Below are 14,441 nucleotides of genomic sequence, written 5' to 3'. Positions count from 1 at the left end.
AACTGATGTATTTGCAGCGACAATTTACATATCAGGCCGGGGTGACGCTGGTTGAACTGATGATCAGTCTGGCACTGGGGGCTATCCTGTTATGGGGCGTGACCTCTGTGATGGTGTCCGGCCATTTGTCTTACAGCGAAGCGCAGCGTTTTACCGCTTTGCAAGGCGATTTTTCTTATATTAACGACTCAATTTTAGTCGATAGCCGCGGTGCAACCGGCGTAGCCACTGCCAATAACGGCACTGTGTTAACCCTGACAACTGCCGCTGGTACCGTCGTGTATCAGCGTAATAATAACAATGAGCTGACACGTCAGCTTAATGCCGATCCAGCCTCTATTGTGGCTGAAAATGTTAATTTTTTTACGGTCGCTTGTTTAGACCCGCTGGGGGCTGCTGTGGTATGTGGCAGCGCAGTGCAAATTGAAACCACGGTTGAGTTGACAACCAGCCGTGGAGATGAGGATCGCCAGCATCGTATTTCGTTTCGCTCTGCGCTGCGAAATGCGGTATTGCAAAGTAAATTTCAGCCAGCTGCGGGGGCATGAATATGAATCATAGTCAGAAAGGCTCGGTGTTGATCATTTCGTTGTTACTGCTGATGGTAGCAACTTTGATCAGTGTGGCCGGCATCAGTTCGATGCAAATGAACGAACGTATTTCTTCGAATCAAAAACAGGTGTCTGAAGCTTTTATTGCGGCTGAAAGTGGCCTGATTGAAGTGAAAGCATTTTTTGATAATGAAGACAACAATGGGCTTTGGGGCGACCCGGATGCGGTGATCAAGGCACTGCAGGATGCAGAGCGGGGTCTTGGCAATAATGTTGAATGGCAAATTGAGACGATAGATTTTGTCAGTAAACCAGGTTTTGTCCGGGTGGTCAGTGTAGGAACCGTGACTTCTACCGGTATCGAACGCAAGGTGCAGGCCTATTATCAGCCGAAAAAAGCCTCGGGTAATCTGGGTGCGATGAATATCATCGGGGGTATCAAAATTTTTGATACTGCCAACAGTAACAAATTTCAGGTTATTGGTGAAAAAGACAGTGCAGGTAAAATCATAGGCCCGGCGCTTGCCACCAATACTGACAGCAACTACGACAAAATTGTCGATGACATTGAAGCCAAAGACCGGATGGACAACTACCAGGGCGGTATCAAGGTGGTTGATTTTGATGACCCGTTCGGTGATCCGGAAAAAATGAACGATTTTATCGAGTCGATTAAAGCGCAGTATTACGCTATGCCATTGGCCGAGCGTGGTGTAGCACCCAATAACATGGGTAAAGTGGGCGATGAACGTATTACCTATGTAGCCGGCAATATCGAATTTAAAGGTCAGGCTACAGGCGCCGGTATTCTGGTTATTGACGGTAACCTGACCATCAGCGGTAACCTGCTTGATTTTGAAGGTTTAGTGGTGGTGCGGGGTCAGAGCTTCCAGATGAACGGTGGTGGTAACCGCGACTTAAAAGGCTCTATTGTGTTCGCCAACCCGAAAAAAGATGCGGTGACAGGCGAGTGGAGTTTTGGTGAAGCCGAAGCGACCTTTGTGTTTGATATTAACGGTGGTGGTAATGCCACTTTCCAATACGATTTAGACGCCCTGACCAAAGCCCGCGATTTATTAAAAGACGATGGTAAAGCCAAAGAAATGTGGCAGTTACAAAGCGGGCCAGGCGCCAGCGGTAATGCCAGCATCAGCTCCATGTCATTATGGAGTGAAGTGATAGACGGCTATTAACTATTCACAATCGCTGTGATAACCAATAAAAAAACCGCCTGCTGGCGGTTTTTTTTCTGCTTTTAAGCTTTAAAAAAGGCATTATGCCGGCTGAAAGTTTAGCTTACAAATCAGTTTTAGACCTTGGTGGGATAAGCGGTTATGCTGGGTTTACTGCAGTTGATGCAGTGCCCATTTTCTGATGAATTCTTAAAAAACTGCAGCTTTGCCTGCAACAAAAGTTCAATCCAGTAACAACGCAAAAGGATAACAAAAGTGCGCCAATCATTATTAGCCCTCAGTATTGCTGCCTTATTGGCAGGTTGTAACCCGGCTTCACAGGCTCCGGAACAAACCACATCACAACCAGCTGCACCACAGGCTGCTGCTCCTGCTGCTGTTGCAGAACAAAATGAAACGGAACGTTTAAACAAATGGTTTGAAGCCAAATACGAAGAGCAGCTGCAAATGAGCCCGTTGCAGCTGACTTTCCTTGGCCGCAAAGAAAAAAATGACCAGATTGATGAGATGACCGAAGAAGCCGAAGACAAACAGCTGGCCTGGCTGGCGGCATCTGTGGCTGAGCTTAAAGCGCAGTTTGATTATGAGAAGTTAGAGCCAGAAGCCAAAACTTCATATGATTTATGGATTTATCAATACGAGCAGGAAGCTGAAGCGGCCAAATTCCGTGGCAACCGTTATGTGTTTAACCAGATGCAGGGTGTGCATGCCTTGTTGCCGCAACTCTTGATGAACTTCCATAAAGTAGATGATGTAAAAGACATGGAAGCCTACGTAAAACGTATTGGTGGAGTGGCCAAAGCCATTGCTGATTTACAGCAAAGGGCGGAAAAAGCAGCAGCTGCCGGTGTACGGCCACCCCGTTTTGCTTACGAAGGTGTGATTGAGCAGGTGAATAATCTGCTGACCGGCGCACCTTTTACTGAGTCGGATAAAGATGCGCCTTTGTGGTCTGATGTCAAAACCAAAGTAGATGCGCTGGTGAAAGCCGATAAACTGGATGACAAAGCGGCACAACAGTTATTGGCTGACGCTAAAACTGCGTTAACCAGCCAGTTCCAGCCAGCTTATCAGTCGCTGCTGGGCTTTTTAACCAGCGAGCTGGATAAAGCCGACAAAATTGCCACTGGTGTAGCCAAGCTGCCTGATGGTGTGGCTTATTACAATCTGCGGTTAAAACAATCCACCACCACAGCATTAACAGCTGAGCAAATTCATCAGATTGGTTTAAATGAAGTGGAGCGTTTAACCAAAGAGATGATCGCCATTAAAGACAAAGTAGGTTTTAAAGGCGAATTATCTGAGTTTTTTAAATTTATTAAAACCGACGCGCGCTTTTTCTATCCGGACACCGATGAAGGCCGCAATGCCTATTTAAAAGATTCAGAAGCTTATTTAGATTACATCAACAAAAAACTGCCTGAGTATTTTGGCATTCTGCCAAAAGCACCGCTGGTGGTAAAAAGGGTAGAGGCCTTCCGCGAACAACCGGGCGCAGCGCAGCATTATTACCCTGGCACACCGGACGGTTCACGCCCAGGTATTTATTACGCGCATTTGTCTGATATGAAAGCCATGCCCAAAAATGAAATGGAAGCCATTGCTTACCATGAAGGCAACCCTGGCCACCATATGCAGATTTCGATAGCGCAAGAGTTAAAGTCGGTGCCGACCTTCCGTACTCAGGCCGGTTTTACTGCCTATTCGGAAGGCTGGGCGCTGTATACCGAACTGCTGGCCAAAGAAATGGGCGCTTATAAAGACGATTATTCCGACTTTGGCCGCTTAATTACCGAAATGTGGCGTGCGGTACGTTTAGTGGTAGATACCGGCCTGCACTCTAAAGGCTGGACAGAGCAGGAAGCTATTGATTATTTCAAAGCTAAAACACCGGTCGCCGAAGGTGCTGTGGTGTCTGAAGTGCGCCGTTATATTGTATGGCCAGGGCAGGCTACCGCCTACAAAATTGGCATGCTGAAGATTCTCGAGCTGCGGGAAAAAGCCAAAACAGAGCTGGGTGATAAGTTTGATATCCGCGCTTTTCACGACACAGTCTTAGGTGGCGGTGCATTGCCACTGGACGTGCTGGAAAAACGGGTGAATAACTGGGTGGCTTCGGTTAAAGCACAGCCTGTTGCGGCGGGTTGATCTGCGATTGTTAGCCTCTGCGCTGTGATAGCCTCACCGCTTTTATAGGCAGTGAAGCCATCTGAGTTATAGCTTGGGCTTGTTGTGAGGAAGGCGTATTGCTTAGGCTGTACGCCTTTTTTATTGCCTGGGCAGGCAATACCCATATGCCTGGCGTTGTTTGGTTGGGTTTTGTTTGGCGACACAAAAGCCTGGCAGCTGAAAATAAACCGCTGTGTTCAACCTCATAGGTAACACATTTGTTCAAATACATAGGTAACAGTTGAGCTGTGTTATGCCAGATGTCGGTTGGTTGATGCCTGCAGCATGGCGTTTTAATAGCGGTTTCGCCGCAGGGCGAGCTACTTTCTTTGCTGACAAAGAAAGTAGCCAAAGAAATCACCCCGGTGTGCCTTCGAAAGCCCGCTAAAAATCAAAAGTTTGAGGCGCCGCCAAAACTCGGCAAGCGCTACCGTCGCTTGCCTCAAACAGTTGGCGTCTTAAAACCTCAAACTTTCAATTTTTATCGGCTCGGCAAAACGGGGAGGGAAAGGCGTTGGTCTGACGATTTAGTTTTTCGCGTTTATACAACCGGGCCGGTTTTTCCTGTTGTAAGTGATTTGTTGCAATTTAACTATGCGGGTTTACCCACGCTTTCACGCTAACCAAAAATCGCAGCTGTTATAACTACTTGTCGTAAATCATATTTCTGTGTAGCTTTGATGCATATTGGAACGAAAGAAGGGATAAACCACGATTTAAAGCGTGGTTTATCCCGTTGATTAAGTTGTTAGCATTTCAGGATGGTAGGTGTTCATTTGATAGTTCGTGAAGCAAAGCCCGAAGATGCTTTAAGATTGTCGAAACTGTATAACCAGTTGGTTAGTAATCCTGCGGTAAATGTAGAGCCAGAACAAATACAGGCTCTTTATGACGATTCGCGCTCAAAGCTATTTGTCTGTGACTACCAAGGTAATGTTGTCGGGAGTGCGTTAGTTTCATTGTGCTCTGATGTTATGTTTCGTAACCAGCCGTTCGCTGTAGTAGAAAACGTTATTGTTGATGTTGTTGCGCGCGGGTTGGGTGTTGGTACTGCTTTATTTAAAGCAATTGAAGTTTTTTGCGTTGGTACAAACTGCTCTAAGATCATGCTTCTTAGCTCTTCGCAGCGGTTAGATTCACATGCATTTTTTGAAAAGCAGGGTTTTAAAGGGGAAGTTAAGCGCGGCTTTGTTAAGTATCGTTCTGCATTTACCAGTGCAGGGTAAAATGCTAACAAGCGCCTTAAACATCGCGGCCTTCGTCCGCTGGACTCGCAACAAGTTGCTCGCCGTTTAGGCGATAGTTAAATTCTGTTATTCCTAAACCTTTTCCCAAACAAAAAACCGGCCGCAGGCGGGGCCTCCCTGGCTTTGCCTGTGGCCGGTTTTGTTTGCGCTTTATCGACAATTAAAAACCACCTTCTGGTCGGTGGTTTTTTACTTATCAGCTTTGTTGCCGGGAGTTTGCCGCAAAGCTGATTTTTTTACCCCTTAGAACGAATACCTGACCACCAGTGAGGCGGTGCGGGCGTCCTGCAACTCGGTGGCAATGTTCCAGTCCGGGTTGGCGGCGAAGCTGCCGTCTTTGTTGGTAATTTGTGCCACTTCGTTCACTCGGATTGGGGTGTCGAAGTTAAACAGGTTGTAAATGGTGCCTTTTACTGTGAAGTCGCCGCCTTTAATGGTGGTGGCGTAAGTAACAGAGAAGTCCAGTTCATATAACCAGTCGAGGCGGCCAGCACTGCCCCTTGGCGCCGGAGTGCCGTCCCAGTCATAGAATGACGCTTCGTCATACCATTGGCTGGCACACCAGTCGGCCCATAAACCAGCTTCACAGGTATCGACCCCTGTTGGGTGAATACTGAACTTGTTGCGCGGCTGGCCTGAGGTGGCGCGTGCCACTAAACCCAGGCTCCAGTCGTCATTGAGCTGATATACACCACTGAATTTCAGCGCATGACGACGATCATTGGGCAGGTTACCAGCAGCGTGGTCCATTAAGTCGGCGTAGTCATAAGAGGTGGTCCAGCCCGGATCGGCCTGGCCATTGTCGGAACGCACCAAACCTTCGGTCATGCCCCAGCTATGTGACCAGACGTAAGAGGCAAATACGGTCAGATCATCAGTTGGCCGGCCTTCGAGGGTAAATTCCCATGCCAGATAACGGCGTTTTGGAATGGGCAGTTTTAAATCGTCGGCGCTTAGTTCAACCCGCTCTTTGGTGCCGTCTTTGTCAAAGTCATACAAAAAAACCACGTCTTTGCCCGGGTTAATCAGGGTATAAAAATAACTTTCTTTGCTTTTGTTATTCACATTATTTTGTTTGAGCCACTGTGCCACCACAGGACCTAAATCTGAGTCTTCAATCGATTGTTTTAAATCGCGGTATACAAAACGCACACCGCCTTTGAGCCTGTCGCCCAACTGCTGCTCATAACCTAAAGTCCACTCGTCTGAATACATTGGGCCCAGGTTATTGGATGCAATACGCTCAACATCCACTTCGCCACTTTGTACTGTGTCGGTGGCCACCAGAGCGCCCAGTTCAGGTGAACCGTCGGCTTTAAGTTTGAGCGTGCCATCGGCGTTTAATGCGCCTGGCTGAAAGTAAAAATGCACATCTTTCTGGCCGCTGGCCTGTTTGATATTCATATTGGCGGCAATAGGCTGGAAATAACGGCCTGCGGTGGCAAAAACTTTCTGCTCACCATCGCCCACCGGGTCCCAAATCAGCTGTAATCTTGGTGCCAGCTGGTTTTCCAGTTTGGCATAGGTTTGGCCAGTGCTGGCGGTGTTTTCAAAATTGCTGTATCTCAGGCCAGCATTGAGTGTCAGGCCATCGTTAATTTGCCAGCTGTCCTGAATATACAAGGCTCTGGAATTCACTTCGGTCTCACCACCGGTGTCGCGCTGGCGCTGCTGAATATAAGTGCCTTTTGGTAAACCAATACGTGCAATAGCAGAGTAAGTGCGGTATTCCCACCAGCCGCGGGCATCACCCACGCCGTTTTGAAACTCGAGGTAATCTACACTCAGCTCTTCGCTGTCGATACCGGCCTGCAGGGTATGGTTATCGAGCTGATAAGTGACGTCAAAACGCAGTTGGTCGCGCTGATACTCTTCACTGATCAGGTTACTGGTACTCCAGTTGCCGTATCTTTCGCCGTTCAGATTGACATAGTCCCAGATGCCGGGCAGGGCGTTGGTTGGTACTGTGGCACGACTATCTTCTACCCGGCCTATGGTGGCAGCAACAGATAAGTCGTCCGTTAAAAAGCCCTGATAGCGGGCAGAATACATGTTGCCGCCTGAGGTGCGGGCAGTGGTGCCTGTGTTATTGCCGATGCCGGCGTTTTTGCTCCAGGCAAATTCACGGTAGGTTTCATCGGCACTGTTATCAAGGGCGGTAAATGTCAGGCTGTGATCGTCCGTCAGATACCAGTCCAGGTTTACAAACCAGCGGTTTTCGTCTTTGGTGTAATCGGTAAATAAAGTACCGGCCGAGTTAGCATATTCGTTGTTGGATTCGCGCGGGTTAAACAGGGCGTAGAAAAACATTTTGTCTTCTAACAAAGGACCACTGACCCAAACGTTGGCTTCCTGAAACTGGTTGCTGCTGTCTTCGTTATTGATCGACATGGCGCCATTGGGTTTGTACACCGTTTGGTGTGGACTGTTGAGGCTGGCCGGGTCGTAACGCAGTTCAGCGCCGTATTGCAGATCATTTGTGCCTGAGCGTGACACCGCATTCACCACACCACCGATAAAACGGTCATATTCTGCGGAAATACCGCCGGTTTTGACCTGAGTTTGCGCTATGGCTTCCCAAGGCAGGTTAATAGAACCAATGCCGGTGCGCAGCGCGCTGATATTCATACCATTTAAGAAATAGCCGTTTTCGGCAGAGGAAGCACCGCCAAAGCTGGAGGCGTCAAACTGTGCGCTGCGGGCAACGCCAGGTGTTAACAAAGCAATATTTTCAAAACCAGTGTTCACCGGCATTAAATCTAAAGTGTCGGCGTCTATGGTGAGGCCGGCGGTTGAGTCGCTGGTGTCAATCTGCCGCATGACGCTTCCTGCCACTGCAATACGTTCAATATCAGCACCGCCTTGTTTTAACACCGGCGTATACACCAGGCTCTGGCCCAGGCTGATGTTAATTTGCTCCATGGCAACAGGCGCCTGACCAGGCTCGCTAACCAGCACCTGATAACGGCCAACCGGCAAACCACGCAGCACATATTCACCTTTGGCATTGGTTTGCACTGAACGGGTAAATCCCTGCTCCAGATGTTTGACCGTGACAGTAGCCTGAGCCAGTTGCTGACCTGATGCTGTGGTGACCACACCTTTTAACAAACCGCTGGTGTTGTCCTGCGCCTGAGCCGGCACTGTATGCAAAGCAAAAGCTAAGGCGCTTGCCAGAACAGACAAGCGTAAGTTGTTGATATTGCGACTGTGTTTCACTTTCAATCCTTATTATATTGTATTAAATATATTGTATACCATTTAAGGTGATCAGCATCCTAGATTAAAAAAGCATCAGTTGTAAAGGGTTTGTGGTGTGGGTTGCTGCTGGTGTTGTATTTTTGTGGGTGCTTTTAGCAGCTTTTATGGCGGGGGGCTTTTGCGGCATTTAAAAAAAAACACGTCGTAAATATATTTAAATCATCATGTTATTGAGTTTTTGCCGGGCGCTTGTGATGGAGGTTCATGAGGTTGTGTAGAGGCTTTGATCGGACCAGTACGCAAAGGCGGATTAGGTTATGACGGGTTATGACAGGTAAGCGTGGTGGGATGAACATCACCTTGTGGCGGCACCAGATGACATCAAATCACCCTTGTGCCGCTTCTTTGATGCAGTGGCAATCAACAACAAGTCATGTCGCCGCGCATCAGATGCAATAAAGTTTGTACCATTTGTGTTGTGCTTTGCCCCCGGTGATGCAGCACGTTTGAACACACTACAAGACAGATGTGGTGTTATTTGGGGCAGGCAGGGTATTGCTGCAGGGTTGCGGATGCCTGTTGTCGCAGCAACTGCTGAGTTGCGGCAGTTAATGCGATATTGGCGATATAGGGCAATTGATCGGCCGGCGAGTTTGTAATCACCTCATATAACACCAGGGCACTTAACATGGCACCTTGCAGATTGGCATGATTACCATCCCGTTCATGCAGTTGGATGTCGGGCTGTCGGGTTATCAATTGTTCCCAGGCATAAGGGATAGGGGCAAGACAAGAGGGATGTTGTTGCTGTACTTTTTTCAGGATGTTGTAAATTTGGGTTCCTTCAGCAAAGTTACCCATTTGGGCATGCTCAGGATAAAGCACCGGGGTTGTTTGTTTGGTTTTGGCCAATTCAACCCAGGCGGCGGTCAGATCAGTTGGGTAATCGTACAGGCCAGACGTCGAATATTTTTGTCCCTGCAAAATCAGATGAGTCCATTTGCCATTCTCAACTAAATTCCGGCTTTCAGCCTGATAATAACGTTCGTCAAGGTAACTGCCACCAGGGGCAGTGACGACCGTCACCTGACTAGTAGATTTGCCCGCCTGGATCAGCTGCGTCAGCAATTGGGAAAAGTTATGACTGCGCATATGGCTGTTACCAAATAGCAAAACCTGATAATGCTGTTGCTGGCTGTTGTCGGGCAGAGGTTGGGCTGGCAAGGTTGCAGCGGGTGGGGTGATTTCAGCTGCTGCAGGGGTGGTGCTGTTGTCACTGCCACAAGCCGTGAGTGTGAGCAATACGCCGGAAAATAACCCTATGTAACGCATTCTATTTCTTCGCATAAACAATCCTTTGTTGAAAAGCACTCTGTTGTCATCGTATCGGCAAGAGCGGCAACCTTTAAGTAACAATAACCCCGGATCTGGTTTGATGAAACCTTTTTGTGACACAGTTTTGTTACTTCGTAGTCAAATAGTACTTTTTATCATCAAGGCTGCTGCTGAAAAGCTGCGTGCATTTGACAGATTTAGTTGACACTGCTTGGAAATTGACGATGCTTAAAGGATTGCATCTGAAACAGAACCAGGATTGTTGCGTTGACAGAGCCAGCAGTATCACGACCGAGGACTATAAGCACTATGGCAGGGCAGGAAAAAGCTGCCAAAATGCGTTGGCTCTGGTTTGGTTTTTTTTATCTTCTTTTTGCCTTTATTACCATGTACCTGTTCCAGACCATCAGTGTCTGGCCTTCTGCAGGTGTTGCTGTTGCTGCTTTATTATTGTACGGCTACCGGATGGCCTGGCTGGTATTTATTGCTTCAATACTGGTGGTGCTGGTTTATTTTGCCAGCTTGCAGCAGTCGCTCTGGTCCTGGCAGGTGCTTGTTATCACCTTGCTGACAGCCACTGGTAATACCCTGGGGGCTGTGGTTGGCTTATGGCTTTGCGGACATGTGAGTTCCATGGCTCAGTCTTTTGCTGATTTACAATGGGTGTTAAAACGCTTTTTGCCGGCCACAGCCCTTTGTGGTGCTGTGGCTGCTGTGTTTGGCGTCGGCAGTTATTGGCTGATTTCTTTACCCTGGCCACATGGTTATTTAAACGGTGTAGTGAACTGGAGCGTCAGCAATATGGTGGGGGCGCTGGTGGTGGCGCCACTTTTGATGTGTCAGCAGTTGCAGCCTGGCTGGCGTCGCAATTTACGTCAGGCGAGGCTTAAACTGCTGGCCTTGTTGTGTTTGTCTGTGACGGCGTTTTTTTTGTTTGGCCCAGGCCAAATCTGGTTGCCGCCGGCTTTTTTACAACCCGCTTTATTATTAATCCCCTTGCTGTTTGTCACTTTAACCGCCAGCCCCTGTGTGGTGTTTTTATTTCAGGTGATGACTTTTTTACTGGTGTGGGTCGGCACCACGGCAGGCTATGGGCCCTTTATTTCAGAGAACCCGACTGACACCGAAACCGCCATGCAGTTATTTTGCGGTTTTCTGGCTGCAGTCATTTTAGTGATCCAGGCTTTATTAGCAGAGCAGCGCAGGCTGCGTAAAATCTGGGCCACTGAACTGTTAAGCAGCAAAAGGCTGTTAGAACAAAGGGTGGAGGAACGCACCCGGCAGCTGTCGGAAGCCAACCGGCAACTGGAACTGTTAAGTGTGACCGACGCGCTGACCGGCCTTGCCAACAGAAGACGTTTTGACAGTTATCTGGCCGCAGAATGGCAAAGAGCCAGCCGGTTGGGCCAGAAGGTCGGTTTAATGATGCTGGATGTGGATTGGTTTAAAAACTACAACGATCAATACGGCCATTTGCAGGGCGACGAATGTTTGCGTCAGATAGGTCAGTTGCTGAGGTTGGGTGCGCGCCGGGCTACCGACTTAGCCGCCCGTTATGGTGGTGAAGAATTTGCGCTGGTGGTACCGCAGGCAGAAATCAGCTATCTGAAACAACAAGCAGAACTGATGCGGGTGGCTTTTGCATCATTACATATTCCGCATCAGGGCTCGCCGCTTGGACATGTCACTGTCAGCATCGGTATTGCGGTGCTCACCCCTATGCCACAACAGGAGCCGGAATTGTTAATTCAACTGGCCGATGAAGCTTTGTACCGGGCTAAGCATCAGGGCAGAAATCAGGTGGTGCTTGCCGATGAAGGGCAACAACGCAGCCCGGTGCAATAAAAACGCAAAAAGCTGCGCCAGCTCAGGTTCTGGCCTTGCTGCCTGTGGTACAAATCGGCCATGATGTTGATATCCCAGAATAAATTCAGAGACTTGGCATGGCAGAGTTTGATGTAGTTGCAGTGCGGAACTTTTTGCTGGCACTGGCCATCGGTGCTTTGGTTGGCATTGAACGTGAAAAACACAAAACCACTGAACACCCGGGCACCTTTGGCGGCTTGCGCACTTTTATTCTGATAGCCCAGGTGGGCGCTGTCAGTGCCTGGTTATCTATTCATCTGCAAAGTCCCTGGTTATTTATCAGTGCTGTGCTGGCGTTGTCTCTGGTGGTGATCACCGCTTATGTGCTGGAAAACCGGCAGCAACCAGCCGCACTTGGCCTCACTACTGAAATCAGCGCTATTACCGTTTGTTTATTGGGGGGGGCCGTGATGTTTGGCTATGCCGAACTTGCGGTGGCACTGGCCATTTTAACCTCGGCCATTTTGACCTTTAAACAGCCGCTGCATGGATTGGTCAGCAAACTCGATACCACAGATTTATATGCCGGCAGTAAATTATTGTTGGCGACTTTTATTATTTTGCCCTTGTTGCCTGATCACGCCATCGATCCCTGGCTGGCACTGAACCCCTATAAACTCTGGTTATTGGTGATTTTAATTTCCGCTTTATCATTATTGGGTTATATCGCGATACGGCTATTAGGCTCTGGCCGTGGCACTGCGTTGGCAGGTCTTGCCGGTGGTTTGGTGTCCTCCACTGCGGTCAGTATGAGTATGGCCAGGCAAAGTAAAACCGAAATCGACAGCGATGCGGCCGATAAACTGGCAAGCGGTATTCTACTGGCCTGGCTGGTGATGTTTGTGCGGGTGATGGTCACTGTCGCCCTGGTGTATTTGCCTCTGCTGGCGCAGATTTGGCTGCCTTTTAGCCTGATGGCTTTGTTTACTGCCGCTTTGGCTGGTTTTTTTTACTGGCGGGGCAATGCCGGGCGGCAAATTAAACAGCGTCAGGACAACCTCAGTAACCCTTTTAGCCTGTGGGAGGCCAGTAAATTTGCTTTGTTATTTGCGCTGGTGTTATTGGCGGTGAAGCTGACACAACACTATGCGCCTGCTGAAGGTTTGTATCTGGTGGCGGCTCTTGCCGGTTTAACAGATGTGGATGCCATTACCTTGTCCATGACTGAACTTGCCAGGCAAAACAATCAGTTAAATTTGTCAGCTGCTGCGTTACTTGTGGCAGCGCTCAGTAATACCCTGGTCAAAGGTCTGCTGGTGATGACACTTGGCAGTGTGCTGTTAAGACGTAAATTAATACTGGCTACCAGCCTGATTTTGCTGGTGGGCATGTTGATTGTCTGGTTGGGTTAAGTCCGTTAAAAGCCGCTATCAGGCCAATAGGTGTAGTGGACTGCCCCCCAGATATTGGCTGGAATATAAGCTGCAGGTATGGCCCGACTTTCTCATTTAAAACCATAACTTAAATAACAAAGCCGGTAAAAAGCTCAGACTGACGCTGAGCAAAGTGCCCAGCAGCACATATTCGGTCAGTTTGGTTTCGCTGCTTCTTGTTAAATCGCCAAAACGGAATACTGATTTGGCGGCCAGTAAAAAGCCGACACCGGCGTATTCTTCCAGCAGTACAAATGTCAGGATCAACACTCTTTCCAGCATGCCGATATGATGGCCGGCTGCAGGTAAGGTTTGGGGGCGTTGCTGATTGGGCAGCGCACTGTGCCAGCTTTGCAGCAGCAGTTGAATTAGTACCGAACTGGGTTTGAGCACCCATAAATACGCCAGCAGCACAGCAAGGTAAGCAGGCTGGTAAAACTGCTGCCATGCCGATTGCAGCGCAGTAAAACCATCACAATAATAACCCCAGACCAGCAGGAGCATCACCGCATGCAGCAGTTGGTCCAGTAAAAAAACGCCAGCGCTGTTTTTGGCATAAGATTTTGTTAAATCAATCAGATAATGACTCAAACCCAGAGCTGCAGTTGCCAGCAGTGCAGGGCCAAAGTGCCAGCCCCAGCCATAACTGTGATTCCACCACAACAGCACCAGCAGATAACCACTGCTGTGCACCAGGCTATGTGCCACTAAAGCGCCGGAGCGTAAACGGCGTTGCCGGTCTGTGATCCAGCTTTGGGGTTGCAGGTAAAAATCGGCCAGCAGGTGTACCGCAAATAAGGCTGCAAGTAGCAAAAACTCAGTGTTGAACATAGTCAGAGATCCAGTGGTGGCAATGTTGCAAAAAGTCGTCAAATAACAGGTAACTGGCCTGATTTAATAAGGCCGTGACATTGGCTCTGGAGCTATTGAGCTCGCTGGCCAGATTTTTATGGGATTTATCTTCGGCCAGAAAATACAGCAACAGCACCTGAGCCTGTCGTTTGGTCAGCTGCATCAGCCGCTGGTCGGCAAACCTGAACAATAAATCAAGCGGCTGTTTGCCCGCAGCGTCATACAGGCTCCAGCGCTGCTGCGACAGCCGGTCCAGTCCGGTGCCTGACAAAGTAAAGACCGGCCCTGTGGCGGTTTTGATATCGGCCCTTAAATTATCGGCGGCGCCTATAGCAATACAAAGCCTGGCATCTGTACCTTCAGTAATTAAGTTCAGTCTGAGCAATAAAGCGGCGCGCACCGCCTGGCTGGGGTCTGTAAGCAACAACTGAAAGGCATCCCCACGGTAGATACTAAAATGCTGGGGTTCAGTACATAACCTCAGGCTTTGGTCGAGTAAATACAACAGCCGGTCATAATCTGTGCTTTGGTAACTGGATGATTTCACCAGATCGCCTGTGATCACTGCAAAAACGGCCATTTGTGTCTCCATGCTGCCGGATTCTTCTGTTATTATCGTCAGATGTAATCATTATAGCTTACATCTAATAATGT

Annotated in this window: 11 protein-coding genes; 7 read left to right on the top strand and 4 right to left on the bottom strand. The window is 48.7% G+C overall.

Going from position 1 to position 14,441, the window contains the following annotated elements:
• The first annotated feature begins 5 nt into the window (after positions 1–5).
• From N3Z11_RS06625 to N3Z11_RS06605, 5 genes are all read left to right on the top strand, one after another.
• On the top strand, positions 6–548 hold the full coding sequence (locus N3Z11_RS06625; RefSeq protein WP_260656369.1) for a PilW family protein: 543 nt from the start codon (positions 6–8) through the stop codon (positions 546–548).
• Entirely contained in the window at positions 545–1,744 is a 1,200-nt protein-coding gene (locus N3Z11_RS06620; protein ID WP_260656368.1) for a pilus assembly PilX N-terminal domain-containing protein, read from the top strand. Before N3Z11_RS06625 ends, N3Z11_RS06620 begins: the two co-directional genes overlap by 4 nt.
• Positions 1,745–1,999: 255 nt before the next feature.
• Positions 2,000–3,892, top strand: a complete 1,893-nt coding sequence (locus N3Z11_RS06615) for a DUF885 domain-containing protein (protein WP_260656367.1) — start codon at positions 2,000–2,002, stop codon at positions 3,890–3,892.
• 350 nt (positions 3,893–4,242) lie between these two features.
• Positions 4,243–4,536 (top strand): hypothetical protein, encoded by a 294-nt coding sequence (locus N3Z11_RS06610; RefSeq protein ID WP_260656366.1) that lies wholly within the window; start codon positions 4,243–4,245, stop codon positions 4,534–4,536.
• A gap of 138 nt (positions 4,537–4,674) precedes the next feature.
• The gene (locus tag N3Z11_RS06605) at positions 4,675–5,139 is read left to right on the top strand and encodes a GNAT family N-acetyltransferase (protein ID WP_260656365.1); all 465 of its coding nucleotides are present in this window, start codon (positions 4,675–4,677) and stop codon (positions 5,137–5,139) included.
• 264 nt (positions 5,140–5,403) lie between these two features.
• Here the strand turns inward: N3Z11_RS06605 and N3Z11_RS06600 are convergent, their stop codons facing one another.
• A complete protein-coding gene (locus tag N3Z11_RS06600; RefSeq protein WP_260656364.1) occupies positions 5,404–8,379 on the bottom strand; it encodes a TonB-dependent receptor in 2,976 nt (991 codons plus the stop codon).
• 516 nt (positions 8,380–8,895) lie between these two features.
• A complete protein-coding gene (locus tag N3Z11_RS06595; protein WP_260656363.1) occupies positions 8,896–9,708 on the bottom strand; it encodes a hypothetical protein in 813 nt (270 codons plus the stop codon).
• A gap of 324 nt (positions 9,709–10,032) precedes the next feature.
• Here N3Z11_RS06595 and N3Z11_RS06590 point away from each other — a divergent pair, with 324 nt between their 5' ends.
• Together N3Z11_RS06590 and N3Z11_RS06585 are read left to right on the top strand one after the other, a co-directional pair.
• The gene (locus N3Z11_RS06590; protein WP_260656362.1) at positions 10,033–11,541 is read left to right on the top strand and encodes a diguanylate cyclase domain-containing protein; all 1,509 of its coding nucleotides are present in this window, start codon (positions 10,033–10,035) and stop codon (positions 11,539–11,541) included.
• A gap of 98 nt (positions 11,542–11,639) precedes the next feature.
• A complete protein-coding gene (locus N3Z11_RS06585) occupies positions 11,640–12,914 on the top strand; it encodes an MgtC/SapB family protein (protein ID WP_260656361.1) in 1,275 nt (424 codons plus the stop codon).
• Between the two features lie 96 nt (positions 12,915–13,010).
• Here N3Z11_RS06585 and N3Z11_RS06580 read toward each other — a convergent pair whose 3' ends face one another.
• Positions 13,011–13,766: a DUF3307 domain-containing protein gene (locus tag N3Z11_RS06580; RefSeq protein ID WP_260656360.1), complete on the bottom strand. Its 756-nt coding sequence runs from the start codon at positions 13,764–13,766 to the stop codon at positions 13,011–13,013.
• Positions 13,753–14,367: a hypothetical protein gene (locus tag N3Z11_RS06575; protein ID WP_260656359.1), complete on the bottom strand. Its 615-nt coding sequence runs from the start codon at positions 14,365–14,367 to the stop codon at positions 13,753–13,755. The genes N3Z11_RS06580 and N3Z11_RS06575 overlap by 14 nt, the downstream gene beginning before the upstream one ends.
• Between the last annotated feature and the right edge of the window lie 74 nt (positions 14,368–14,441).

This window comes from Rheinheimera sp. 4Y26 (genome assembly GCF_025245835.1).
GTDB lineage: Bacteria > Pseudomonadota > Gammaproteobacteria > Enterobacterales > Alteromonadaceae > Pararheinheimera.
Note: the sequence above shows the minus strand (reverse complement) of the source record. Positions and strands in the feature narration are given on the sequence as shown.